Below are 25,436 nucleotides of genomic sequence, written 5' to 3' on the forward strand. Positions count from 1 at the left end.
TCACGGTGATGAACGCCTACTCCTCTCCCGAGCGCCTTTCGAGCTCAGCTCGTCCCAAACCCTCTTGCTTTTCTTCAACCCACTGCGGGGAAATTCTTTCCCCTATGGGACAGGATTCTTCGCGCTATCAACGGAGGCACACCATGTCCGACTCACTCACAAGCGAAGCATTGAACACTCTGCGCTTGCCCGTTGTGTTCACTCCAGACGCGTGGCAACACGCAGTATTGCTCGATGGTTCAAATCATCCTGAAAAACTGCAGCTCGATAGGCTGAGCAACGTCGTACGCGCAGCCTTCAAAGCTCACCTGGCCGATCCAAACGCACCCTACGTGGTGTTCGAGATAGCCAAGTTCGGCTCAGTGGGTGATGCAGAACATGAACCATTGCTGCGACTGAGCCTCAGCCTACTTCAGGCATCAGACCAACCTAACGCCTTACTGATTGCGCTTGTGGAAGAGCAGCAACGCTAAACGCAAACGGCCATACCCGGCCACTGATCCAACTCAGGCTACACGCAGTCCTACACCAATCCAATCAACACCCACCGGGGAACCCTCCCCGACGGGCAAGGCGTTCCTCCGGTTCTTCGAGGAAAATGCCATGCGTAATATCTACCAAGACGTGACTGACAAAATTGTTGCCGCGTTAGACCAAGGCGTAGCCCCCTGGATCAAGCCCTGGTCCTCAAGTGGCTCAACTGACGTCGGTAATCACCAACCCTATCCCATCAACGCCGTCACGCAGCGTCCCTATTCGGGCATCAATTTACCGTTGCTCTGGGCCGAGGCTAGGTTGCAGGGGTTCACTCAAGATCGCTGGCTGACCTTCAATCAAGCCAAAAAAGCCGGCGGGCACATTCGTAAGGGTGAGCACAGCACCCTGGCAGTGCTCTACAAGCCGATGGAGCGCGAGGAACAGACCGAGTCAGGTCAACCCGTAATGGATGAAAATGGTCAGCCCAAGATCGCCCACTTTGGCATTCTCAAGACGCATTTTCTGTTCAACATCGAGCAAACGGAGGGGCTCGAAACGCTCAACGAAACCATGCTCGAGACAGAACCGAGCGATCCCTTCTTCCCCAACAGTGCTGCCGAAAGCCTGTTGCTAAGTTCGGGCGCGAATATCATTCATCGATTTGCCGACGAAGCCTTTTACCACCTGATCAGGGATCTCATCCAACTGCCGACAAAATCGCAATTTCACGATCAAGGTGGATACTACGCCACTGCACTTCACGAGCTGACGCACTGGACCGGACACCACTCTCGATTGCAGCGCGAAGGCGTGACCTCTCCGTGTCCATTTGGCTCGCCAGGCTATGCATTTGAAGAGTTGATCGCCGAAATGGGCGCCGCTTTTTTATGTGCCTACGCCGGTATACGGGGAGAGCTTCGGCACGAGGGCTATATCGACTCCTGGCTCGGCCTGCTCAAGGCTGACAACCGCGCGATTTTCCGCGCCAGTGGCCAGGCCCGATGCGCTTCGGAGTACGTGCTCAACCTGGAGCAGCAACGGAAGCAGACGGTAATGGATGACTCGCGATGCATGAACGATCGAGCTTGATCGTCATCTCACCGCTGCACACTCTTCATAGGGTCCAACACGAGTTGGACCCTTTTTCTATGCACAGAAAAATCTCCACACTGCGGTGCTCTGACGCAAAGAACATGAGGTAATCCCGTAACCGCAGTACGCTGTTACGTATCCAGATTCTCAGCCAGATAATCCACTAGCTCGAGCGGACTCCGACTGTCGATCACCTTGTAGATCAGATCGCGTTTGCTGCGCGGCAACTTCTTAACCACGCTCTTCGCCGAGGCCCTGACGGCTTCGTCTGTTCCATGGATACGTGCCGCGAGCAGCAGTATGAGCGTGGCGTCAGTGAGGTTCATGGCAAGACCCGATAAAATTCGCACCGCAGTGTACCGACACTTTCCTTTTTCGTACCAGCATGCGCATCCAACAAAACGACACCAGGACAAATCGATATTCCGATTGCCGCACAAAGGGACACACGGCAAAAGGACGGGTAAGGGTTGGAAGGGAATGGGGGAGTCAAGGGTAAGAGCCCTATCCGAAAAGGCTAAAAGGTCACTGACTTTGCCAGTTCCCGGGAGGACCATGATGCTCAGTCTGTTTCGGCAAAAAAGGCAAAAGCCTCCTCCGCCACCCACCGGAAAAGTCACCGATGGGTACCTGTCCATCGAATCGTCCCAGAGCTTGTTAGCAGCCGAGCATCGCCGCCAGTTGCTTGATCGCATTTGGCAGTACACCGCCCTCTCCCATCCGCAATTCAGCCAGCTCTATTTAAATCCGATCCATCGCTACGCCGAGCTGGTCCAGCAGCTTCCAGCCAGCGAGACGCACCACCATGCTTATCTTGGCGGCATGCTCGATCATGGATTGGAGCTGGTCGCTTGTAGTTTGAAATTGCGTCAGTCGTATCTGCTTCCCACCGGCGCCGCGCCCGAAGACCAAGCCGCCCAGACAGATGCCTGGTCCGCCGGCATCGCTTATGGAGCCCTGCTGCATGACATCGGCAAAATCGCTGTAGACCTGCTGGTCGAACGCCAGGATGGCTGTGTTTGGCATCCTTGGCAGGGATCCCTGGATCAGTCTTATCGTTTCCGCTACCTCAAGGGGCGAGACTACCATCTGCATGGCGCGGCCGCGGGCTTGCTCTACACCCAGATTCTCGACAGACCTATCATGGACTGGCTCAGCGGATTTCCGTCACTGTGGGCCTCCCTGCTGTATGTCCTGGCGGGCCAGTACGAACGTGCCGGCATGCTTGGTGAGCTGGTGATGCAGGCAGACCGTGTTTCCACCGCACAGAACATCGGTGGTAACCCGAGCAAGGCGCTGCAAGCCCCGACTCATTCGCTGCAACATCACCTGATCAGCGGACTGCGTCATTTGGTTCAGCATGAGCTGAAACTCAACCAGCCAGGTGCCGCGGGCTGGCTGACCCAGGACGCACTCTGGCTGGTCAGCAAGACGGTTACGGACAAGCTGCGAGCCTATCTGCTGTCGCAATCGATTGAGGGCATTCCCTCGTCCAACATCGCGGTGTTCGATGAGCTGCAATCGCATGGATTGGTTGAGTCCACGCCGGAAGGCAAAGCCATCTGGACCGCGCTAGTGGTTCAGGGAAACTGGCAGCAGAGCTTTACCTTTTTGCGCCTTCAACCGGCGTTGATTTGGGGGAACGAAGACCGACCTGAGGTATTTAGCGGAGCAGTGAGCATTGCGGCTCATGAACACTCAGCTGACACCCCGCTACCAACACCAGCGCCCGAGACAGTCAGTGCAGGATCAGGTCAAAGCCAACCGCAGCCGGCCCCCATGGCGCTAGAGGATGCCGATTATCTCGGCTCGCTGCTGGACATGTTCGAGTTGGACGAGCCCGAGGCCAATGATGCACTGTCGGAAAGTGCTGACGATACTTCAACGCTTCAATCGGATAGCCCAGGCCAGACATTCCTGAATTGGGTCAAAGAAGGGATTCTGAGCCATAAGCTGATCATCAATGACAGCAAGGCCAAAATCCACACGGTGGGTGGCAGCGTATTTCTGGTGACGCCTGGTCTCTTCCAACGCTATGCGCAGGAGTTTCCAGGCGTTTCGCAGGGTTCAGATCGGGAAATTGAAGAATGGCGTTGGGTGCAGAAACAGTTCGAGAAGCTGAAGGTTCACAGGAAGCGAGACAACGGTCTGAATGTCTGGACATGCCAAGTGCAAGGCCCGAGGAAGAAAACAACCTTGAAGGGCTACTTGATTGAGGATCCCAAACTCTTTTTTGAAGTGATGCCACTCGATAATCCGTTTCTTAAAATCGAAAGAGATTAACTTTCAACGGCCCCATTAGTGGGAATCGAAACCCAAGTTGATTCTGAAGTGCACACTCGCCGCTTTACCGCTCTGTTATTCATCCCGAGACGCTCGCCGTCTTTTCGTCAACGGCACCCAGGGACGAACGCAGCCCTTCACAACAGGCAACAATCGGCCCAGGCTGTGTAAAAACGTATCCACTGCTTTGAAGTCCGCGTCGCCACGTAAAATCTGCCAGTGATTGGTAATCAGTGGACTTGAAATTTGCGTAGGAACGCGATTTTCGTTCTGGTTCTGACCTTAAACCTGCTTTAAAACGTTTTTACACAGCCTCGGCCAATAGGAGACGTTAAGTGTGCTTGACTCGGCATGGCTGGAAATCTGTCATTGTACAGCTGACACCTTTGTTTTTTCGAACCTAGCCAAGAGGCGACGCACCAGCTCTCATCTAAGCTAAGGAATTCTTTGAAAATTGGCTGCCACTGGCCGCAAACTTGCGATGGCGTTCTTTCAGAATGAACACAGCAGATCAAATACATGCAACAGCTCTTCAAAACACTTTGCTCGCCCTCGACCCGTCCGGCCCAGAAGGGTTTGAAGGGTTTCTCGGCGTCATCCTTGGTGATCTGACAGGGCAATCGTTCCGTCTCGCAAAGTCAGGTACGCAGAGAGGGCGAGACGGCGATTCCGCGTTCGATGGCGGTGCCACATATTTCGAGGGAAAGCGTTACAGGGACCGTCTCTCGAAAAACGAAATTTCGACGAAGCTTTTTGACGTTGCCAATGAAGATGCCCGTCTGGTGGATCTCTGGATACTCGGAGCTACATGCGAAGTAGCCTCGCAAACCGTCCAAGACGCGCGGATATTTGCGGCCAAGCTTGGCTTCGGGATCGTGGTGTTGGATTGGTCAAACAATGATTTTGGATCGCTGCTCGTCGCCGCTGTGGCGGCGGGGGCAAAATCCAAAGCATTCATTACACAAGGACTTACTGGAAGGCCTGACGCAGGGCTTATTGCCTCCGCCCTCAACGCGATCGACCACTTTGAAAAACATGGGGATTTTCCCCTTAGGTTGAGTGCGCTCAGACAAGCGCTTGCCGAAGATGTTGGACTGGGTCACGCCAAGACACTCAACCAGGCATGGCTGAGTCGATTGTTCTCAAACAAGACTGAGGCGCGCGTCGAATTTGGCCAGCCCCTCTGCCCCCTTGATCCTTCCGGCCCCATGGTGCTCGACCGACCTGAGCGTGCGCGTCTTACAAACGCATTCTCCGGAACGCCAGAGAACGCAATCTACGCAATCGTCGGTGAGGAGGGTGTCGGCAAATCCTGGCTCGCAGTCCAAAGCTGGAACCTATCCAATCCCAAATCGCTCCTCGTAATGTGCCCCGCCGAAGATTTAACCGGCGACGACGCAGAAGACTTCGACGACTTCCTGATTCGCAAACTGCTCCGTCAGACGGGCGTAAGCGTTACGCAGCAGGCGATTACGCGATGGCAGCGCCGTTTCAACGCTTGGCGCGCGAACCTTCCAGCGACCTCCGTCCGCTTAACGCTCATAGTGGATGGCCTCAACCAACCGCTCAAATCGAACTGGGGGCGGTGGCTCGGTCGCGCCGCGCTAAAGTTAAATGGCCTCGGTGGCTGTCTGGTGCTTACCACCCGCACGCAGCACTGGGCGCATCTAAAAAACACGCTGCCCTGCGATACAAGGACAATCACGCTCGCCGAGTGGTCCATCGAGGACGTCAATCAGATACTGGACAGTCGTGACATTGATTTTTCCAACGCCAGAATGGAGGTTCTTGAATCCGTTCGTAATCCCCGGCTGCTCGGAATCGCGATCGAGCTGATAGAGGCTAAGACCATCGAGCTTTTGGATGAGCTAAGCGTTGGGCGGCTCCTCTTTGAGCATATGCGCGGGATGCAACAGCACGGAGCGGCTCCACTCCCGGCGCCGGCCTTCGCCGACCTATTGAAAAACCTTGCTGCGAAGATATTGGCCCGAGCGAAAGCACAGGATACAGACGACCTTAGGTTGTTTGATGCCGTCCAAGAGTCTCAACTAGAAGCTGTTGCTTCTAGCCAGTTCTTCACCTCGGTGAAAGGAAGCGCTTCACAGTATGAGATAAAGCCAGACGGTCTCAACCTGGCGCTCGCGCTCTACCTTGTTGGTCAACTCGAGCGGGAGCTGCGCAACGACCGTGACCCGCGCGAAAAGCTAGCAACAATCCTGGAGCCGATCAGCGCACTTGATGAGACGGCCAAGGTTGTTTTGCTCGCGACACAAATTGCTTGCCTGAATGAAGAAACAAGCCCCCAAGTACAGTCGGCACTGATCGAAAAGCTAGTCACGCTGCAGAATCTACCGAACAGCCAGGTCGAGGCCTTCGCAGTCCTCGCAAAATCGGCTCCGCTCGCCTTTCTGCAAGCCGCTGAAAACCTGTACGTGTCGCAAGAGCACATCGCCGTCAACGAATGGCTGCTTCACGCGCTACTCAAACGACGCGACCATCCGGGTGTTTGGCAGCAAATTCTGGAGTCGACAAAGCGCTGGCTGTCCTTCTATTCGCTTGAGCCCGAGCGCCGTATGCAAAGGACGCCGCGTCCTGATTCTGCCGCGCAGGTTGATGAAGAACGCTCTCGGATCTTGGCCGACATTCTTGAGCGTGAGGCTGCCCTCACTGAGGCTGAGCGATCATTCATGACAACGAATCTCGTTGCCGCTCCGCACCCTAGATTTGATGGCATAAGCCGCTTTGCTTTCTATCTTATGGCCGGCATGCCGCTAGAAGAGGTCGCACCCTACCTTGTTCGTTGGCGGTTCTCTTACGCGCTCAATCTATCAATCTCGGCACCCTACGAAGAGTTCGAGCAAGTGCTTCGCTTCAACCGCATTGATTGGCAGGAGACAAGATCAGCACTCCTCAAGGAGCTGAAAACATTGCCGGAGGAGGATTCATCCAATGTGGGCAGGTGGACGCGCGTTGGTATCCTACACGGCACCGGAGATATCGGGGACGCGCAAGAAGGTGAACGGATTTTCGACGAGCTCACACGTGACCAGGAACGCTCTGGAGGCTGGTCCATAATAGAAGGCTATTGCGCGGTCGATCCATGCGATCCACGTACCGACACGCCCGAGAACGTTATCGCGACTGCCCAAGACTACCGACAGATTAATCCAGGAAAGGTCGCAATGAGCCGGGGGGTGTCCGAGCAGGATCACTTCTTCCGCGGCGCCCGCGCCGGAGTTGCGCGCTTCGTACCGGACGACGCGATCTACGCGCTTCGTGCGCTCGCGAGCGAAGTTCTTGTTCGCGACGGATACGAACGACGACAAGGCGTTTTGGAGCTTATGCGGCACAGTGCTGGGATCACAAAAGATCAGGCTCTACGTTTCCTTGCGGCCGGTGTATCTAGTACCGCGTCTCATAAAGACAAGAACGACAGTAGGGACGAATTCCTCACGGCACAGTTTTCCACGCTTATCGCGTTACCGCATCTCACCGCCGACGAGCAGCTCGACGCGATCGCAAACATGCAGGGTGATACGGTCCTGCTGGAGCTGCTTGACTGCGTGCGAAAAGCCACTCCAGAGAAAGTAGAAGAGGTTTTGGAGCGTGTTCTGCAGAGCGGGGACACGCATGCTCAGGCTGCGGTTCTTGCCGCAATTCACTATTCTCAACCGCTGCTGACGTCCCGTGCTGCCGTTACCCTCAAAGGCTTCATCCGAGCTCCGCTCAAGAGTCTCCGCCGCGAAGCGCTCGCCATCGCCGCATCGAGCGGTGACGCTTCACTACTGCAGGAAGTGGTGGATGGTGGATGGAGCGCGGAAAAGCCGCGCGGACGTGATAGCAACTTCGAGGACTGGCATGGGTCCACAGCGATATTGAAAGCGTTGAAAGCTGGTCTGATAGAAGCAGAGCCTGCGCTTGATCGAATGAGCCTGTCCCACTATGGGTTTGCCGCCGAAATTCTACCCGTCGAAGACGTAGGGGTCATCGCCGATCGTGTCGAAGTCGCGATTGCGAAGGCGTTGGGCTATGAAGGTAATGTGGAGTTACCAGATATCGAGACGGAGCTGCCGAACGCCTCCGACCCGACACCCCCTCTGATCTCATTAACGGAGCGGGTGTTGACGGACAACGATCTAGCATCCCAGATGAGTCGGCTTTCGGAAACGGATGAACAGTTCAACGAGCGCCAACGCCGCATGGGCGATAGTTATGAACGCTTTGCCGTGGAGCTTACAGCCGCAGATGCGGACCTAATACTCTCCGACCTTACATTCGAGGGCATCCAAGCGATCATCGGACAGGATGCGGATCGCGCTCAGTGCTGGATCAAAATGTTAGTCGCCACTTCTGACCGCAAGCTGCGTCACCTCCACCATGTCGCGCTGCAGGTGGCGATCGTGTCCGGCATCAGTGGCAATCAGTTAGCTCAAGACCTCATCAACCGTGTCCTGGCATTGGACCCGACAATACGTCGTGTCACTGGCGCTGCGAAAATCCCTGGGGAGGCCATTACGCTCTGGAGCAACACAACCAGTCCGAAGATGGTGGACATCTGCAAAAAGCGTCTGCAAAAAGCGCGAACCGATAGCGAAATCGCACGCGAAGTCATAGCAGCCCACCTATGCGGAAAGGTGGAAATCCTGCAGACCTACATCGATGAACGTCTTGCCACGGGACGGCCTTATGACACAGCGCTTGCCTTGATGATCGCGGGATTTTGCGATGAAAGCGTCCACGCCGAGGTAGTCCTTTCCCGCTTCGATGGCGCTAAAGGTTTTATTGGCTCCGCCCATGCAGCTGCAAGCGATTGGTATGCAAAGAATGTCTGGGCGAAAACTTGGTATGCAGAAATGCTACATACCCAGCAGCCGAGAGATTTCTGGAGGGCATCTGTCTTGTTTATGAAAATCGTCGATGGTCGCTTTGACATATGGTCCGATGCTGCGGGGGTACCCTCGACAGTCTTCAAGGCTTTCATGCCAACGATGGATCGAGAGATCGACAAGAGGGCAGCGACGGTTCAGAAGAAGCGCGAAGGTAAGCTGTTCGGCAAAAAAGCTCCTGCGTCGCTAATCATGGGTGCGAAATAGCTCGTGCTGTTGACCGGTTTTGTCTAATGCCAATGGATGCCAAAAATGAACCCTCAAGCCTATCTACGAGCGCTAAACACGCAACTCACCTACCTGTTCACCTACGCGCTGAAGATCAATGAGATCGACACCGCAGCCGCTATGTTTGGCGAGTTCCGCGGAATGCAGGATGCTGGCTGGAGCACCATTGCTACAGCTCATGAGGTCTTCCACGAACTGAAGGTGCTTGGATCGAAGGGAGTACCACTCACGCGACCTGAGCTTCGCCAGGTGCTCTGTCTTTATGCGCACCTTGCTGAGGCTGGCGGCGTCTACGAAGGGTTATTGAACGCCCTGCAGGTAGCGCAATTGAAGGCTTATAACCTCTGGCCATTTCAGAGCCTCGTTCGTGTCCGCCAAGAACCTCGGGCCATAATCGGCCCCAATGCTAACGCCATGTTCCGACGCCTAGCACAGGTTGCCACAGCAATCGGAATGACTGGCCTAGCAAGCCTCCTGGAAATTACTTTCAGAGATGACATTCGAAACGGCATGGCCCATGCCGACTACATATTAGTTCCTGAAGGGCTGCGGTTACGGCGCAGAAACGGCGGCCAACCAGTGTTCGTCTCTAATGATGACCTAGTTGTAGCCTTACAAATCGCGCTGTTCTTTTTCGAACTCCTCCAACGCTTTCAGCAGGCAACGATGGAGTCATTTCGTCCCGCTCGCTCCATTGTAGGTCGGTTCAGTGAGAACTTACCTATGGCTTGGCGGATCGAGTTGACTGACGACGGATTCTCCATCTCTAGCGACGCGCCAGGCCCACAAGTCGATACTTCCTACGAGCGGCAGCAGCGGATCAACGACCATTTGGGCGGACGGATGGTGACGGCATTTGTCGGGCCCGGAATTGATATCCCACCGGCACTTCTTGCGGATATTTCTGCAGCAGGCTTTGAGGCTTCAATCGTCGGTTTCAAAAGCTCGGAGCAATTCGACGCTCTCGTTGCTGAGATAGAAGAATTCGGTCTGTGGGCCCCCAATCCAAACGTAGAGAATGCCGTCGGCGCGACGTTGATGGCTACGCCACTCGGCTTTCGGCAGGTTTCTACCGGGAGTGAATTCCAAGCTTGGCTTCCAATGGTCGATGAAGTTCACATCGAATAATTTACATACTTCCTTCCTTGTGATGTTCATTGCGCTCCGCTGTTCCTCTTGCCGCAAGCACGTCATGAATTTCACCTGATTTCTTGGGCGCATCTGGAAAACTGCTTTTGGCCGACTCTGTTGAAAAAGTCGGATTTTCAGATCGCCCCGAACTCAGGCACGGCCATCAGCGGAGAACCTTCTCACCACATTGAGTGGTTTCTCGGCCCTTCGTTGAGCTTTACTGCTCTGTTATTGGGTTAGTTTGAGGTTTTTTGCTTAATGCAGGCGCACCTATCCCGTAGCTGGCGGCCCTTGAGATGTAAATTTGGCCAACCATCGCAGGTTCTGCACCGCAGCGGCCAGCGTGCATTCATCGGTCGCGCCACTCGTGCCACGTAGTCGCAAGCGATCCAATTTCAGGATGCGCTTGAGGTGAGCAAACAACATTTCGACTTTTTTACGTTCGTGGCGAGAGCGCTGATACGCCGGCGTTGCTGCAATGCGCCGAGCCGCATCACGAGCGGCTTCATGGACGCTGCGAGCAATCTTGCGGAACGCAGTGTTCGGGCAGCACTTGGCTTTCATCGAACACGTTGTGCAGTCGGTCTCCAGAAGCAATGGGATGGACTCCTCCTCACCTCGGCATCTTGAGTGCCAGACTGAAGGTGCGAACCACAGGTGCGTAGAGCACGTAGAAGCGATTGGGAGCCGACGCGCGAATAGCCCATCATGGCCCTGCATCGAATCGATGCCGAAGTCAGAGGCCGAATGTACGTGCGCAGTCGGCACGGGCGCCAAAGCGAAGGAAGCTTGCAACGAGGAGGAGTCCATATCGCTGTACCGCGTTGCTGGAGTCAGCGTCCTCAGTCGCCATGCAAGCGCCAACAACCCCAAGACCCAAGACAAACTCAACTCCACCTGTCAGGAAGTCATCACCGGCACCACCGCGAATCGCGGCGTGCGAATCGGCGGCCCTTCAAAGCTGTCGCGGCTGCTTGGATTCTTTAGTGGGGTTCTAACGCGCACAGAGGTACGCTTACCAAACAACCAGTCCCACATGCGCATCGGTGCTCGCTCCCTTGGCAATGACCTAAATATCAATGTTCAGTACCCATAGCTCGGCTTGATGAAACAACCTCATGTCTGTGCGGTGGTGTAAACGTCTGCATGTTTGCGCAAGCACGCCCAGTACGACTGCCAGCTGCCAAGTGGTAGGATGTGGCGAATCGCCAGCGGAGCTGGCCAACGAGGTGATGACGTAAAGGGATGTTAGTATGATCAGACGGTTTCGGCTGGAGCAGAAGTCGCTTTACGAAAAACTGGTCATTGCTCAGCGCTTGTCGGACATGATGGAAAAATTCCTTGACGGGCGTCGTGCTCCGCTAGAAATTGGCGCCGAGCAAGGTGGTATCGAAGAGTGGGATGACGTCGTAATTGTCCATTCTCGTGAGTCATTCGAGCACCTGCAAGTCAAGCGTCAGAGCACGCCTTTCTGTACCAAAGACCCCGACATGCAAGTGTATCTGCGAAAACTTGCAAAGCTGCGACTCGCCCGTAAAAAGAAAAAAGCCGCAAAAGCTGGCCCCGGATCCTCCGAACCCGTTGTTACGGACGAACCTATTGGCGCGGACGAATCTGTTGCTATAGACGAACCCGCTGATGCTGTTGACGCTGACGCGGCTAAAGACAGCCTTTCGGTTCTTGACTCGGCCTTTTCAAGCTTAGCCAAGCACGCTCGCGCCGGTACATTCGCCCAATTGCCTGAACGTCGATTTCAGCTGACGCTTTTAGGGGCACACCTGAGCATCAAGCACGACCTAACCGTTAACCATCTGGACGAGCTGTGTAAGCTGTGTCGCCAGGATGGACTCAATCCCAACGACTTGGCTCAGCGTTTGGACGGGCCGACAACCCGGGTTCATCTCTGGCTTACGACCTGGTGTGGCTTCGAAGATTGGACGCAAATCATCGAAACCCTCAAGCGTGTCACGGTCGTCTGCATTGGGAACGACGCGACATTGCAGCAGCGCTCAGTCCAATCCCTTGGCAGGCATTTCACGAATCCGGAACGCGCGCTTGAACGGCTGATTTCGGTGATTACCGCTGAGGTCTCTGACGTTTCGGCCTTGGGGTGTCATGCGATTATCCATGAGCTCAGAGACGAGCTTCGTCCCGATATCGAAACCTGGGCTCAATACCTGCTAGGTGATGAAGTCCAGCCTGCCGGCAAGACCTGGTCGTTTTCTGGCACCCATGATCTCGGTGCGCTCGTCCCCCGAACAGCGCAGGGCGTCGTAGATCACCTTTGGGGCAGTGCTCCAGGAAATCGGAGGCTTAGGGTGTACGCACCGTACGCGCCTCCCATCGGAGCAAACCTCACGCTCCCATCCGCGATATTGCGAATGGCGCTGCACCTGCCACACGGCAGTCAAAGCCTGATGCTGGGCGAGCCAGCCTGGCGCAGCAGCGTTGGCCATGAAGTCGGGCACACCCTCGGTTGCGCTGAGAGCGACCTCAAAGATCTCCCGTGGATGGAGAACGCTGAGCGGCTCGTGTGCTCCCTGGATCATGAGTTCAAGACCCTGAATGCTGCTCGAGCGGAAGCTGCAGCGCTCGCAAGCGCCATGGACGACGTGGTGTGGCAACGACTAACTCAAATAGTCGCTACAAAACTAATAGCTGTAAAAGACCCTGCCCTTGCTGATGCTATGGAAGCGATCTGGCTGGAGTGGTTGGACGGATTCACCAAGAATCCCGAGAGCCGTCGTCAATTTCTGGAGCAGCTTCTGTATCCGGAAACGGAAGGCAAAAATGCCACCCACGCGCTTCGCCTTGGCCCTCGCACCGTAGACCTGTTGGTTAGCGCCGTCGAATTGCTCTTGCTGGTCGCGGTGGGGGTTGGAGGCACAGGCACTGCCTGGAAGCACTTCCCGGATTTTGGGGAGGTGCTGAGTATTGCCCTCAAGTACTGGTCTGGCCCGGCAACTGGAGCCCCTGAAGTCCGTGAGATATCCGACGATCCGTTGATCAACGTTATCGGCCCGTCCCCTGCCCCAGTCGTGATTCTGTCGGGGGTCAGCACTCCCCCTTCAGAACTGTTGAATACAGGTATGGCTGACGATGCAGAATCGGCCACCAGCATGGCCGCAGAACGCCGACCACATCTGCTCGTGACCCGCTCTGGAGTATTCAATCAATTGCGCTTCGGCACGCTGGCCACGGTGCGGCAACACTTTAGTAAACAATTGCAAGATCGACTGCTCGCGCGCCAGTCCGCCATCGATACGAACACGAAAGGAATCTGAAATGTTAACAATCTCGGAGATGGTTGAGGCCATCTCGAACCGTGCCGAAGGTCGCTATGAGGTCTCCTATCCGGACTCGGTGGAATTGCCATCGCCGTTGACTGAGATCGCGAGCGCAGGGATGCAGCTGAAACGGGTTAATCGGGAGGGTGCCGGCAGGCGGACAGTCTTGATCGCCGCCTTTCCCTACGACGTAGCCAAAATTCAGGGAGCGTTTCGGTGGGCGGCAGATGTCCGTGACATGCTCCCAGAGCCGCAAACTGCTGATCTCTACATGTTCATGCTCATTGAACGTATCGAGTCTGAGGACGCTGCTCGTCTCGAGACGGACGACCGTTTCTGCAGAAAGGTAGTCGTCAGAGAGGGCGAAGACGCCGGCTCCTTTCTCGACCGTAGCTTCCTTGCAACGCTTTCGATTCCTGGCAGCTCCGACAGCATTAGTGACCCATTGTCAGCTTCCCTCAGCGCCCTTGTCCTGGCGCATACGTGGGTCAAGCCGCATCGCGATGAATGGCGCGAACTCCTGCTGTCTGGCAAATCGGGCGGCGAGATCGCTGAAGCCCTTAAGGTTTCGGCGTTTGGCGAAGAGGACGAGGAATGAATCAGTTAAAGTCCATAACGCTCTCGAACATCCGCCGGTTTAGCGCCGAAGCGAAGATTGAGCTCAGCCGAGGGGCCACGATATTGCTCGCCCCCAATGGCACCGGGAAAACTGCGATCTTTGAAGCAGTCGAGTTCGCATTGACGGGCAAGATCTCTCGCCTCGACGGAAACCTTGTCCCGATCATCCGAGACTCTCAATCCATGGCCCGAGTGAGCCTTGATTTCGGTGATCTGCAAGCCAGTGCCCAAGTCAAAAAAAGCGGAGACGTTGAGACAACGGGTGATCTGAGCCTTCTATTTCCCTCGAAAGATCCTGCTGACATCCCCTTTCTGCTCAGGCTCACCCACCTGCTTGATCAGCGCGAGGGTGAATGGCTAGTCAAGGCAGATCCAAAGGTCGCGGGCTCCCAGTTGGAACGGTTGCCGATTGGTAAGGACGGCAGCCAGGTAAGCTCTGCTCTCGGTAGCATCCGGCGAGCGCTCACAGAGCAGCTCAAGCAAGCGAGAGCGTCGCTGGATTCGCTGGAAGCCGAATTTGCCGAATGGCAAAGCCTGAGCCTTGACCGAGACCAAGCGGCTGTTCAAACCCAAGGGGCGCTTCGCAGCAGGGAAAGCATTGCCGAGTCGATATCGGATATTGCCCAACAGGCGCAAAGCTTCGACCAATTGCCCTCCGGCCTGCTCGTACCGCCACTGGGCCAAGATGGGTTGGAGACGGTGCATGATGCGCTGGAGCAACTGGTTCAAAACAAGCTCGAGCGATTTCGTGAACAGATCAAGGAATTGGCTGAGGTCGACGGGCTCATAGGCCAGTTTGCGTCTGAACAAGCTCGTTCAGAGCAGCTCAGTGCCGAGTTCATCTCCGCGACGCAGGAACTGAACCAGAAGAAAGAACATCGCTCGGCGGCCGCGGCAGCCCTTGAGCAGCTTCAACGAGATTTGGTCGCCGCAGAAACTGAACGCGACACGATTGCTCAGCAACTCAATCGATACGTGAATGAGACCAACGCCAAAGAGACGGTTGAACAACGCCAGCAAATGCTGAAGACAACCGACGACGCCCTCACCGTCGCTGACTCGCACGCATCTACGGCCCGCAGAGTGCACGAAGGACACGAGCAGCTCGGTGTTCAACATGACCTGATCAATGGACAGCGCAAGACGCTGCTGCAAATAGATGCCGACCTCCTCACGGCTCAAGAACTCCTGGGTCGCTGGGAGCTGACCCTTCAGCACGTTGCAGAAGTTACCGGCACCATCAGCGGCGAGGAAGCACATGAAGAGCGCCTTAGCGAACAGCTTAGTGTTGCGCTATCAGCCAGAGCGACCGCTGAGGAAGAAGATCAGGCCGCCAAGAGTCATCATGAAAGTCTGACATCTGCGGCTGACTCAATACGCCAAGCAGTTGCAGCCATCGCGGCCCACTTGCCTCCCGACCGCGGTGATTGCCCGCTGTGTGGCGAAGAGCATGGCGCGGTCGGATTACATGAGCGTGTCGCCAAGGCACTAGCGGCTATCGACCCAAATGTCGTCGAAGCCGAACGACGTGTAAAAAAGGCCGCTGATGTTCTGCGTGAATGTACAGAGGCAGTGACGAATGCTGAAGCCGAACTCAGAGCATGCAAGCACGGGCTTACTCAACTGGAGTCACAGCAGGAACACCTGACAGCGGATATCGTCGAGATCAGCTCGAACAATCTGCTCGGCGGCGATACGGTTTCCTTGGCGAAAGAGTCCATCCGGCTTCGCGTTGATGCCAATGTCGCTTCGAAGCTGCAACTGGACGAGAAACAACGCAACCTCACCCCGCGGGTAAGCTCAGAAGTCTTGGAGCAAACCAGGAACGAATACGACTCCGCTGTTCGTGCAGTTGACGCTGCGCGGCAGGCCCGCTCAGAAGCCAGTAGCAGGCTGGAGCAAGCGACTGCGGCATTGGCAGCGATCACCGCCGACGCCCCGCCAGCTCAATCCTTGGAAGATCTGTCCACCGCGCAGAACCAGAACGCCAATCAGCTCGTTGAGCTAGGTGCCAAGTTGATTGCCGAGCAGTCCGCCTTGGATCGTCAGCAGGTTCAGCTGACAGATGCCACAACCGCCACAGCTGGTTTGGAAACACAGCTGTCTGAAGCGCAAGCCCGACTGGCTACGATCAGAGCGTCCTGGCGTCAGCTCTCATTCGCCGGCGATCCCACTGCCGCGGTTGCGAGCAGCCATGAGGCTCAGTTGCAGTCCATCAGTACTGAGCTTACCAGGCACTCGGAGACGCTTCAGACCATCAAGATCGAGATTGGCGCATGGAGCAGGATAGAGCAGGCCCGTCTCGCTCAGGGCCTTCTCGATCGAAGGCGCGGCGAGCGGACGGAAAATGAGTTCTCGACTCACCTCAACCAACAGGTCGAGTCGAAGCGAACGGGCATGCAGCGCCTATCGCAATTGTCTGCAGCAATGGAGTCACTTAACCAGTCCCTTTCCTCGGAAATCGCGAACGTCCAGAAAAACGTTCAGGCAGTGATGCCTCGGTGGCAAGCACTGCTAAAACGCGTGGTCAGGGAGCAAAGGTTCACCGGGACGAACCTGAGTTTCCGAAGCTCCTATCAGAAGGCACGTGCTGAAGTATCTGTGCCGCTCCACGGAGGGTTAGCCCCAGTACCCTCGATAGCCAGTGAGGCTCAACTGACGGATCTGCAACTGACGTTCCTGCTGTCAATGGCCTTGGAACATCAGTGGTCTCCGTGGCGCGGACTCCTCCTCGATGACCCCACACAGCATCACGACCTGGTGCATGCCGCGTCCGTCTTTGATGTGCTTCGCGACTACATCATCGATCATGGCTTCCAGGTGGTCATCGCCACCCACGATGCCCTTCAGGCCCGTTACTTCATGCGCAAACTGCAGAATGATGGGATCGAAGCACGCATATGGTCACTTGTTCCCACCCCTGAGGGCGTAACCGCGGTGGAAACCCCTTGGCCGGGCAGAAGCCAGATAACGGTGGGCGAGCAGACACCACCAGCCCTCGACGATGTGTGAACGGTAGATAGAATCTGATGATGCTGCATTTGCAATCAATCGATACAGCGATTCCAGTTACAGACCTCAGAATCATCACGTAGTCACGATGTTCGACCTAGGAAGATTATGACAAGTAAAAAAGATAAGAAATTTACCTATGAAATGATGGTAGAGGATCTAAAGGATAACGCAAAGAGAATATTGAAGGGTGGCTGGTTAGAAATTTCAGAGATAACCGAAACCCTGCTTCAGATAGCCGACTCACCCGAGATCAATGCGAGAATTTACTTGTCTTCAGCAGATCAATACACCATCAGAATTTACGAAGGCTTGCTGAAGGCTTGCTACGCCTATGCGAACAGTGATATCCGCGATTACTATCCAACCATAGCCCATCGGAGCAACTTTACAGAAGAATTATTCATTAGAACCGTTTGCTCCTGCGTCACGGAATTTATTTTCTGGCATGAATATTCACATATTGCAAGGGGGCATTTAAATTTTTTAAGTTCCCGAAAAAAACTTTGGGCTGCAGATAGCTCTTCCACCTTGGAGCTGATAGACCGAAGGCTTGTAGAGCTGGATGCAGATATCTATGCAGCGTCCTTTCTGCTCGCTCGTACGTACTCGGTGTATCTAAGTTCCAATGGCGCCTATCCACTTCAAGACCTGATGCAAGCGTATTCAACTGGTATACGCGTGCTATTTGAGGTACTTCACCGAAATAACGATTTTGAAGATGACACCCATGAGTTATCTGACCACCCACACTCACTGGCTAGAGCTTATGCAGCAATAGCCTTCGGCTTGACTGGTCCTGTAGGTGACAAGATTGGAGCGGACGGTGCCGCTTGTCAGTCCATAGCAATTGCAGAGCTGCTTAGTTATGAAATGTCGACTCGCGCAACCCCCGTAGACACGACTATCTTACAAAGTTATATGGATAAAGAAGCCGTATTATGGGGCGCGAGGGCCCACGAAATAAACGATTACTTTCAACTGACGGTTCGTACTGTACCGGTGCTCACAAAAATTCGTGGACAGGCTAGAAAAATGATGATGTTTGTTCGGCAGTATTTTAATGTCTAAACCAATATCGGAACTGGTATTCAACCTACCCAGCGTTAAGCTTGGGGCTAAATACTCAAGGTAAGTTTTTGCGGATCCTTGGTTTGTGGTTTGTCGCGGCTCCGCTATGCATCCGAATCATTTGCTGCTCCAACGTTTCGGCCCGCGCCTTCTGCGCTGCAGCAGTTTGCAGCGTCAGGTTAAGCTCCTCCTGGACTGACTCCAGCTTTAGCTGCAACTCGTTATTCTTCCGCGCGGCAGCTTTTAGTTGAAGTGCCGTGGCTTTGCCCTCCTATCGCGCCCGATCAACCTCTCGGTGCGCCCGGTCCTCAACCCCTCGCATGTAGGCGTCCTGCGTAATTCGCTCTTGGTCTGCCCTGAGTCGTAGTGCTTGGAGTCTTGCAGCAGTGCCTGATTTTGCTGCTGGGTCTCATGATCTGGATAGCGGTACACTGAAAGCCATCGGAACATATTGCGTTTTGTCAGAAATTCGCCGTTCTTCATTGATTGCTCATACACCCCGTGTTATCGGGGGCAAAACTTGGGGGCATAATTAGCTTTATAAAACCTGAACAACCGTCCTAAAGCCTAGTCAAAATGTTTTCCGGCAACCCAGAGAGTCTCTAGGCGCCCCCCCGAATGAAGACGGGAGTTCACCGAAAGCAGTAAATTCAGCGGCAGCCCCGCCACTTCCTTAAAGATGGAGCGTTATCTCGGCCCCAGGGCCCCGCAGACAATCTGCACGGTTAATTCGAAATTATCCGTAGTGAGCCCATCGATTGGCGAACGCCCCTTCAGTCGCTCATGAGGCTCACAGACCGTCCGATAAAGCCTCCAAGCATCGACATCCGGAAACCGCGCTAACGCAGCAAGTACCAACTTGTGCCGCAATGGATCAAGCTGCCAATCAGGAATGCGCTGACCGCGATTCCCGAGGCTCAGAGACAGCAGACGCCGAGCCTTGATATCGCGGTTGATCTGATCTCGGGATTTGCCTGCCAGTTTGGCGAAGACAAGCAGCGGCAAACTACTCGAAGCTTCATAGTTAGCTAGCATCTCGGCGCGCTGGCGTTGTATCTCAGATACTTGGGGGTCGCGCAGCTGTTCAGTCTGCGTTGGAGCATGTAGGACTGGTGAATACTGAGCAGCGTTAAGGACCGGTTCGTTGCTGACGGACATTTTGGAGGCTGGGACCGACGTCGCTGGGAAGCCACTGCTGTACAGAACGGCATTCGCGTTCGCGTTTTCCAACGAAGGTAACGAAGCTGCACCCTCTAAACGAATAGTCAGCGGAGAGCTTGCCGCTTTCAGCTGGCCCTGCCCCCAAAGATCCAGACGATTCGCCCAGTCCTGCATCATTGTCCGGCGCTGCTCGACATACTCCGCGTGATTGTAGGCCGCACTCACCTTGTCCGGATCAGCATGAGAAAGCTGAGCATCCACCCAAACCTTCGGATACCCGATCTCATTCAGCGCCGTCGAGATCGTCGCCCTCATCCCATGACCGGTGAGTTGATCGGCATACCCCATCCGGCGCAACGCGCCATTCAGCGTGTTCTCGCTGATGCGCTTGCTCAGGTCGCTTCGATGCGCAAACAAGTAGCGTTGCGCAGGGACCACCTGGTCCAGCAAGTGACGCACGATCTCCAGCGCCTGAACCGACAGCGGGACAATGTAGGGCGGTACATTTTGAATTTGCTTACCCGGCTTTCGCATCGCCAACTGGAGCTGTTTCACCACCTCCGCCGGTATGACCCACAAGCGCTTCTCCAGATCGAACTGGTCTGGTGTCGCCAGCCGCAATTCGCCCGTGCGGACACCGGTCAGCAACAACAACCGAAGGCCAAGCCGAGTTTGGTTGGCGCCACCGTAATTTCGAAGAGCAGCCATCAATGCCGGGAGCTCATCCATTCGGAGAAACGGATTGTGCGCTACAGGAGGTTTGGGAAGTGCGACCACATCAAGGTCTGAAGCCGGATTGTGTTCCAGCCCCTCGATCTTCACCAGCGCATAGCGGAACAATTGGTTGAACCAGGTCCGGCATTTTTCGGCGGTCGTTAAGGCTTTGCGCTGCTCGATCCTGCTCAGTAAATCCAGCAGATCGTGACGATTGATGTCGTAGATAGACCTCCCACCCAGTACGGGTAAGACGTCTTTGTTGAAGATTCGCAAGATCTGCGAGAGCGTGCTCTGGCGCCCTTCCTTCAGGCTTAGCCTGCGGAACTCCACCCACTGATTGAACACAGCATCGAAGGTGTGTTCCTTCGCAGCATGAACAGCAAGTCGCTGTTGTTTACGATGCTCGTAGGGGTTGATGCCTTGGGCAACTAAGGCGCGCGCCTCGTCACGTCGAGTACGTGCTTCTTTGAGGGGGATTTGAGGGTAACAACCCAAGGACATGCGCTTCTGCTTGCCCGCCCAGTAATAACGGAAGAGCCAGACTTTTCCGCCTCTGGCCGTCACATTGAGCGTGAGACCATCACTGTCGCCGAGGGTGTAGTCATTACCGGTGATTCGGGCATGCCGAACTGTCATTTCTGAGAGTGCCATCGCGAGCTCCTGAACAGAGTCAGGGCCAGATGCTCATCTCGCTACACAATCTGCTCCAGCATTAAACCGATTCGGTGCTCGTCAGAATCCTGGACTCAATTCTGGACTTAAACGCACCGGATAGTGCTGGATTTCAGTGGTTCCCGCTGGAACGAAAAAAGGGCCTAAAGGCCCTGATTTCAATCACTTACAGAATTCAGTGGAACTCTGTAGCGCAATATTTGGAGCGGGAAACGAGACTCGAACTCGCGACCCCGACCTTGGCAAGGTCGTGCTCTACCAACTGAGCTATTCCCGCGTCTTGGTGTGGCGCATTCTATAGATTCAAATTACGCCGTCAACCCCTTGATTCAAAAAAGTTTTATTTCGGCTCTACATCCGTCCGCAGATGCGGCCAGGCGGCGCGCAAGTATTGGACCATCGACCACAGCGTCAGCCCAGCGGAAACCAGCAACAGCGCATAGCCCAACAGCACCCAGAAGCTGAAGTCCGAAGGGTTGGCCAGCAGGATCACCAGCGCCAGCATCTGCGCGGCGGTTTTCCATTTGCCGAGGTTCGATACGGCGACCTGGGCGCGGGCGCCCAGCTCGGCCATCCACTCACGCAGCGCCGAGACGACGATTTCGCGGCCGATGATCACCGCCGCCGGCAAGGTGAGCCAGAGGTTGCCGTGTTCCTGTACCAGCAGCACCAGGGCCACCGCGACCATCAGCTTGTCGGCCACCGGGTCGAGGAACGCGCCGAACGGCGTGCTCTGCTCCAGGCGTCGAGCCAGGTAACCATCCAGCCAGTCCGTCGCGGCGGCGAAGGCAAAGACCGAGGCGGAGGCCATGTAGCTCCAGTGGTACGGCAAATAGAACAGCAAAATGAAGATCGGAATGAGCAGGACGCGTAGGACGGTAATCAGATTTGGGATATTCATCGGCACAACTGGCTGCGAGGTTGACGGGCATTCTACTCGCTGTGCAGGTTTGCATAAATCGACTCAGCGAGCTTTTTACTGATACCGGGTGCTTTGGCTATCTCCTCGATGCTGGCACGAGACAGTTCCTGCAATCCACCAAAATGTTTCAACAAGTCGCGGCGGCGCGTCGGGCCGACGCCTGCCACACCTTCCAGTGTAGACGTCCGGCGCGTCTTGCCACGGCGGGCACGGTGTCCGGTGATGGCAAAGCGGTGGGCCTCGTCGCGGATCTGCTGGATCAGGTGCAGCGCCGGCGAATCGCCCTTGAGGGTGAACTCATGGGCGGCGTCGTTCAGGTACAAGGTTTCGAAACCGGCCTTGCGCGTCGCGCCCTTGGCCACGCCCAGCAGGATCAGGTCGGGCACCATCAGCTCATTGAGCACATCGCGGGCCATGGACAACTGGCCCTTGCCGCCGTCCACCAGGAGGATGTCTGGCAACTTGCCCTCCCCGTCCTTGAGCTTGCCGAACCGGCGCATCAGCGCCTGATGCATGGCCGCATAGTCATCGCCGGGCGTGACGCCTTCGATGTTGTAACGGCGATAATCGGACTTGATCGGGCCTTCCGGACCGAACACCACGCAGGACGCCACGGTTGCCTCGCCACTGGAGTGGCTGATGTCGTAGCACTCCAGCCGCTGCGGCGGCTCGTCCAGGTTGAGGACATCGGCCAGGGCATCGAACCGCGCCGCCACGTGCTGACGGTTGGCCAGGCGCGCGCCCAGGGCCTGTTCGGCGTTAGTCACGGCCAGTTGCTGCCAACGGGCACGGGTACCGCGAACGCGGTGGCTGATGGTCAGTTCACGACCGCGAAGCTTGTCGATGGCTTCGATCAGGGCCGGGAAATCCTCGTGGACCACGTTGACGATCAACTCGGCAGGCAAGTCGCGTTCCGGGCTGCTGATGTAGTACTGGCCCAGAAACGCCGCCATGACCTCGGCCACGTCCTCCTCGATACCCACTTGGGGAAAGAAGTTCTTGCTGCCCAGCACGCGCCCGCCGCGTACGCTGATCAAATGCACGCAAGCGCCGCCCGGGTTGATGAACGCGGCGATCACATCGACATCACCGCTGCCACCTTCCATGCTCTGCTGGTCCTGAACGCGGCGCAGCAGGCCAATCTGGTCACGCAGCTCGGCAGCCCGTTCGAACTCAAGGTTGACCGCCGCGTCTTCCATGGCTGCCGACAGTTCATCGGTCAGCGCATTGCTGCGGCCCTCCAGGAACATCACCGAGTGACGTACGTCTTCAGCGTAGACCTGCGGCTCGACAAACCCCACGCAAGGCGCCTTGCAGCGCTTGATCTGGTATTGCAGGCAGGGCCGGGTGCGATTCTTGTAGTAGCTGTCTTCACACTGGCGAACGAAAAAGGTCTTCTGCAGCAGGCTGAGGCTTTCACGAATCGCCCCGGCGCTGGGGTAAGGACCGAAATACCGACCCTTGGCCTTTTTGGCGCCCCGATGAATGCTCAGGCGCGGAAAGGCCCCGTCGGACAGAAACACGTAGGGGTAGGATTTGTCGTCGCGCAGCAGGATGTTGTACGGCGGGCGCCATTCCTTGATCAGCGTCTGCTCGAGCAGCAGCGCCTCGGTTTCATTGGCGGTGATCGTCGTTTCGATTTGCGCGATGCGCCCCACCAGGGCGCCAGTCTTCGGGGCGAGGCCGGTCTTGCGAAAGTAACTGGCCAGGCGTTTCTTGAGGTTCTTGGCCTTGCCGACATAAAGCAGGCGTGCGTCGGCGTCGAACATGCGGTACACGCCGGGGCGGCCGCTGCAAGTGGAGAGGAACGCACTTGGATCAAACAATTCAGTCATTTTCAGGCGCTGGCATCGACCATGCCGTGGCGCACCGCCAACAGTGTCAATTCGACGTCACTGCTGATCGAAAGCTTCTCGAAGATACGATAGCGGTAGGTGTTGACGGTTTTGGGCGACAGGCACAGCTTGTCGGAGATGATCTGCACCTTCTGGCAACCGACAATCATCAGGGCAATCTGGATTTCCCGCTCCGACAGCGCATCGAAGGGAGAATCGTTGGTTGGCTGGAACGACTTGATCGCCAATTGCTGGGCGATTTGCGGGCTGATGTAGCGTTGCCCGGCAAAAACCAGACGAATGGCCTGGACCATCTCGTTCAAGCCAGCGCCCTTGGTGAGGTAGCCCGCCGCGCCCGCCTGCAACAGCCGAGTGGGGAACGGATCCTCTTCGCACACGGTCACCGCGACCACCTTGATGTCCGGGTGACTGCGCAACAGCTTGCGCGTGGCTTCAAGGCCGCCGATGCCAGGCATCTTGACGTCCATCAACACCACGTCGGGCTTCAATTCGCGCGCCTTGATCAGGGATTCTTCCCCGGATTCAGCCTGGCCAACTACCTGCAGGCCGTCGATGTCAGCCAGCATTCGTGTAATGCCCGTACGGACGAGATCATGGTCATCGACCACTAACACCCTAATCAAGCAGACACCTCACGATTTGGTCTTATTTGGGTTGCACAACACCTTAGCAAAAAGCGTCCGGCAGACCTAGCGCAAAGGGACAGATAAAAGTTACAACGCATCTTTATTGGCATAACGTCCGAGGCTTCAAGCACCGGCGTCTCGCTGCATCCTCAGGAAACACTCATCCTCGCCCACGACACGCAGGCCCATGCGTTCGTACAACGCCCTGGCCGGATTATCCTTGAACACCGTCAGGCGCAGCGCCGGCCGACGCTCCAGGCCCACCAGATCCCAAACCTGTCCGATCGCCCAGGTACCGGCGCCCTGCCCACGAAACGCTTTATCAACCTGCAGTTCCCGGATGTACAACGCCCGGGCATCGCGGCTGAGGCTGACAAAGCCCAGTGCCTGGCCGGCACGACTGATTATCCAGTTCTGGCGAATAATCCAGGCCAAGTCGAACGCTTCGTCCTGCCAGAGCAAATCATGCTTGAGGTAATAGGCAAGCATGTTGTCGCAGGTCAGCTGCCGGGCGAAGTCGATGTCCCCAGCCGTCGCGGCACGCCACTCGAAACTCATGAACACCTCATCCAAGCACGGCCACCGGCACGTCTTGCCCTACCCAACCGTTGACGTCGCGGCGGGCGATCACCAACAGCTCGCCCGTGCCGGGCGCTGCCGCGAGCAGCGAACCGTCCGGGCCCCAGATAGCACTGCGACCGGCAGACTCCCAGCCTCCGGTGGCGCCACCATGATTGGCCATCAGCACGGTCATGGCATGCTGCCGGGCATATCCTTGCAGCAATGTCGTATCGGGCACGTAGCCACCCTCGGTGATCAACACCCCCGCCGCATATAGCGTAGCGCCCTGCCCGGCTGCCGCGGCAGCATGGCTGGAGTGGCAAAAATCGGCGCATATCGCCAGGGCGATGCAATCCTGCCCCATCGCCAGTATCGAGCCGCCATGCCCCGGGGCGAAGGCGACTTCTTCCCCAGGGTGCAGATGCTGCTTGCTGTACACCCCGAGGGAACCATCAGCGCCGAGGACCAACGCGCCGATCAACACCGGGGCGGCCGCCGACAGGCGAATCGGCAGGCCCACCACCGTCGTCAGGCCGAGCTCGCGGGCCAGGTCGCGCAGCGGTTGCAATACGCCATCCTCCGGCAGGATGGCCAGGTCCGCCGCCAAGCCACGTTCGTAGCCGGTGAGCGACAGCTCAGGAAACACGAGCAACTGCACGCCCTGTTCAGCGGCCGCCTGCATGAAATACTGATGGCGCACGAGGTTGGCACGAACGTCCCCCGCGATGGAGATCGACTGGGCGGCGGCGAAGGCTGGAGCGGTCATGGGTCATCCTTGGGAGGCGCTGCAAACCTGAAGTTTGTCACAAAGCCCAGCGGACTCAAGCCGGGGCGAA

At 56.3% G+C, this 25,436-nt stretch carries 16 protein-coding genes, 1 tRNA gene and 1 pseudogene; 9 read left to right on the forward strand and 9 right to left on the reverse strand.

Annotation, left to right across the window (positions count from 1 at the left end; genetic code table 11):
- Positions 1–143: 143 nt before the first annotated feature.
- Both AB4O09_RS19845 and AB4O09_RS19850 read left to right on the forward strand, forming a co-directional pair.
- Positions 144–473 (forward strand): hypothetical protein, encoded by a 330-nt coding sequence (locus AB4O09_RS19845; protein WP_027912533.1) that lies wholly within the window; start codon positions 144–146, stop codon positions 471–473.
- Between the two features lie 130 nt (positions 474–603).
- Complete coding sequence (locus AB4O09_RS19850) at positions 604–1,566, forward strand: ArdC family protein (RefSeq protein ID WP_027912534.1); 963 nt, start codon at positions 604–606, stop codon at positions 1,564–1,566.
- Between the two features lie 134 nt (positions 1,567–1,700).
- On the opposite strand, the gene AB4O09_RS19855 is transcribed toward AB4O09_RS19850, so the two are convergent.
- Positions 1,701–1,895, reverse strand: coding sequence for a DUF7740 domain-containing protein (locus tag AB4O09_RS19855; protein ID WP_027912535.1), 195 nt, complete (start codon positions 1,893–1,895; stop codon positions 1,701–1,703).
- 232 nt (positions 1,896–2,127) lie between these two features.
- On the opposite strand from AB4O09_RS19855, the gene mobH reads away from it, so the two are divergent.
- The 3 genes from mobH (at position 2,128) to AB4O09_RS19870 (ending at position 10,094) form a co-directional block, all read left to right on the forward strand.
- Positions 2,128–3,852, forward strand: coding sequence for a MobH family relaxase (mobH, locus tag AB4O09_RS19860; protein ID WP_027912536.1), 1,725 nt, complete (start codon positions 2,128–2,130; stop codon positions 3,850–3,852).
- Positions 3,853–4,349: 497 nt separating this feature from the next.
- Positions 4,350–8,945, forward strand: a complete 4,596-nt coding sequence (locus tag AB4O09_RS19865) for a P-loop NTPase family protein (protein ID WP_436263349.1) — start codon at positions 4,350–4,352, stop codon at positions 8,943–8,945.
- Positions 8,946–8,990: 45 nt separating this feature from the next.
- Positions 8,991–10,094 (forward strand): hypothetical protein, encoded by a 1,104-nt coding sequence (locus AB4O09_RS19870; RefSeq protein WP_027912538.1) that lies wholly within the window; start codon positions 8,991–8,993, stop codon positions 10,092–10,094.
- A gap of 273 nt (positions 10,095–10,367) precedes the next feature.
- On the opposite strand, the pseudogene AB4O09_RS19875 reads toward AB4O09_RS19870, so the two are convergent.
- Positions 10,368–10,685: pseudogene (locus tag AB4O09_RS19875) on the reverse strand (transposase); the annotation flags it as partial.
- A gap of 665 nt (positions 10,686–11,350) precedes the next feature.
- On the opposite strand from AB4O09_RS19875, the gene AB4O09_RS19880 reads away from it, so the two are divergent.
- The 4 genes from AB4O09_RS19880 (at position 11,351) to AB4O09_RS19895 (ending at position 18,085) form a co-directional block, all read left to right on the forward strand.
- Complete coding sequence (locus tag AB4O09_RS19880; RefSeq protein ID WP_027912539.1) at positions 11,351–13,381, forward strand: ABC-three component system protein; 2,031 nt, start codon at positions 11,351–11,353, stop codon at positions 13,379–13,381.
- A 1-nt stretch (position 13,382) separates the two neighbouring features.
- A complete protein-coding gene (locus tag AB4O09_RS19885; RefSeq protein WP_027912540.1) occupies positions 13,383–13,982 on the forward strand; it encodes an ABC-three component system middle component 1 in 600 nt (199 codons plus the stop codon).
- The gene (locus AB4O09_RS19890) at positions 13,979–17,014 is read left to right on the forward strand and encodes an AAA family ATPase (RefSeq protein WP_027912541.1); all 3,036 of its coding nucleotides are present in this window, start codon (positions 13,979–13,981) and stop codon (positions 17,012–17,014) included. Before AB4O09_RS19885 ends, AB4O09_RS19890 begins: the two co-directional genes overlap by 4 nt.
- Positions 17,015–17,122: 108 nt before the next feature.
- Positions 17,123–18,085: a hypothetical protein gene (locus AB4O09_RS19895; protein ID WP_027912542.1), complete on the forward strand. Its 963-nt coding sequence runs from the start codon at positions 17,123–17,125 to the stop codon at positions 18,083–18,085.
- Between the two features lie 687 nt (positions 18,086–18,772).
- Here AB4O09_RS19895 and AB4O09_RS19900 read toward each other — a convergent pair.
- From AB4O09_RS19900 to AB4O09_RS19930, 7 genes are all read right to left on the reverse strand, one after another.
- Positions 18,773–20,614, reverse strand: a complete 1,842-nt coding sequence (locus AB4O09_RS19900; RefSeq protein WP_027912544.1) for a tyrosine-type recombinase/integrase — start codon at positions 20,612–20,614, stop codon at positions 18,773–18,775.
- 222 nt (positions 20,615–20,836) lie between these two features.
- A tRNA-Gly gene (locus AB4O09_RS19905) sits at positions 20,837–20,912 on the reverse strand.
- Between the two features lie 63 nt (positions 20,913–20,975).
- Positions 20,976–21,536: a CDP-diacylglycerol--glycerol-3-phosphate 3-phosphatidyltransferase gene (gene pgsA, locus AB4O09_RS19910; RefSeq protein ID WP_003200282.1), complete on the reverse strand. Its 561-nt coding sequence runs from the start codon at positions 21,534–21,536 to the stop codon at positions 20,976–20,978.
- Positions 21,537–21,568: 32 nt separating this feature from the next.
- On the reverse strand, positions 21,569–23,392 hold the full coding sequence (uvrC, locus tag AB4O09_RS19915; RefSeq protein WP_003200279.1) for an excinuclease ABC subunit UvrC: 1,824 nt from the start codon (positions 23,390–23,392) through the stop codon (positions 21,569–21,571).
- Positions 23,393–23,394: 2 nt separating this feature from the next.
- Entirely contained in the window at positions 23,395–24,036 is a 642-nt protein-coding gene (gene gacA / locus AB4O09_RS19920; RefSeq protein WP_003200277.1) for a response regulator transcription factor GacA, read from the reverse strand.
- 126 nt (positions 24,037–24,162) lie between these two features.
- Entirely contained in the window at positions 24,163–24,597 is a 435-nt protein-coding gene (locus AB4O09_RS19925) for a GNAT family N-acetyltransferase (protein ID WP_003200274.1), read from the reverse strand.
- Between the two features lie 7 nt (positions 24,598–24,604).
- A complete protein-coding gene (locus AB4O09_RS19930; RefSeq protein ID WP_460107379.1) occupies positions 24,605–25,366 on the reverse strand; it encodes a carbon-nitrogen hydrolase family protein in 762 nt (253 codons plus the stop codon).
- Between the last annotated feature and the right edge of the window lie 70 nt (positions 25,367–25,436).

It is taken from the genome of Pseudomonas sp. H1_F01 (assembly GCF_054681425.1).

Coding starts and splice junctions, on each gene's coding strand:
- AB4O09_RS19845 (WP_027912533.1), top strand. CDS start 144: ATGTCCGACTCACTCACAAGCGAAGCATTGAACACTCTGCGCTTGCCC.
- AB4O09_RS19850 (WP_027912534.1), top strand. CDS start 604: ATGCGTAATATCTACCAAGACGTGACTGACAAAATTGTTGCCGCGTTA.
- AB4O09_RS19855 (WP_027912535.1), bottom strand. CDS start 1,895: ATGAACCTCACTGACGCCACGCTCATACTGCTGCTCGCGGCACGTATC.
- mobH (WP_027912536.1), top strand. CDS start 2,128: ATGCTCAGTCTGTTTCGGCAAAAAAGGCAAAAGCCTCCTCCGCCACCC.
- AB4O09_RS19865 (WP_436263349.1), top strand. CDS start 4,350: ATGAACACAGCAGATCAAATACATGCAACAGCTCTTCAAAACACTTTG.
- AB4O09_RS19870 (WP_027912538.1), top strand. CDS start 8,991: ATGAACCCTCAAGCCTATCTACGAGCGCTAAACACGCAACTCACCTAC.
- AB4O09_RS19880 (WP_027912539.1), top strand. CDS start 11,351: ATGATCAGACGGTTTCGGCTGGAGCAGAAGTCGCTTTACGAAAAACTG.
- AB4O09_RS19885 (WP_027912540.1), top strand. CDS start 13,383: ATGTTAACAATCTCGGAGATGGTTGAGGCCATCTCGAACCGTGCCGAA.
- AB4O09_RS19890 (WP_027912541.1), top strand. CDS start 13,979: ATGAATCAGTTAAAGTCCATAACGCTCTCGAACATCCGCCGGTTTAGC.
- AB4O09_RS19895 (WP_027912542.1), top strand. CDS start 17,123: ATGACAAGTAAAAAAGATAAGAAATTTACCTATGAAATGATGGTAGAG.
- AB4O09_RS19900 (WP_027912544.1), bottom strand. CDS start 20,614: ATGGCACTCTCAGAAATGACAGTTCGGCATGCCCGAATCACCGGTAAT.
- pgsA (WP_003200282.1), bottom strand. CDS start 21,536: ATGAATATCCCAAATCTGATTACCGTCCTACGCGTCCTGCTCATTCCG.
- uvrC (WP_003200279.1), bottom strand. CDS start 23,392: ATGACTGAATTGTTTGATCCAAGTGCGTTCCTCTCCACTTGCAGCGGC.
- AB4O09_RS19925 (WP_003200274.1), bottom strand. CDS start 24,597: ATGAGTTTCGAGTGGCGTGCCGCGACGGCTGGGGACATCGACTTCGCC.
- AB4O09_RS19930 (WP_460107379.1), bottom strand. CDS start 25,366: ATGACCGCTCCAGCCTTCGCCGCCGCCCAGTCGATCTCCATCGCGGGG.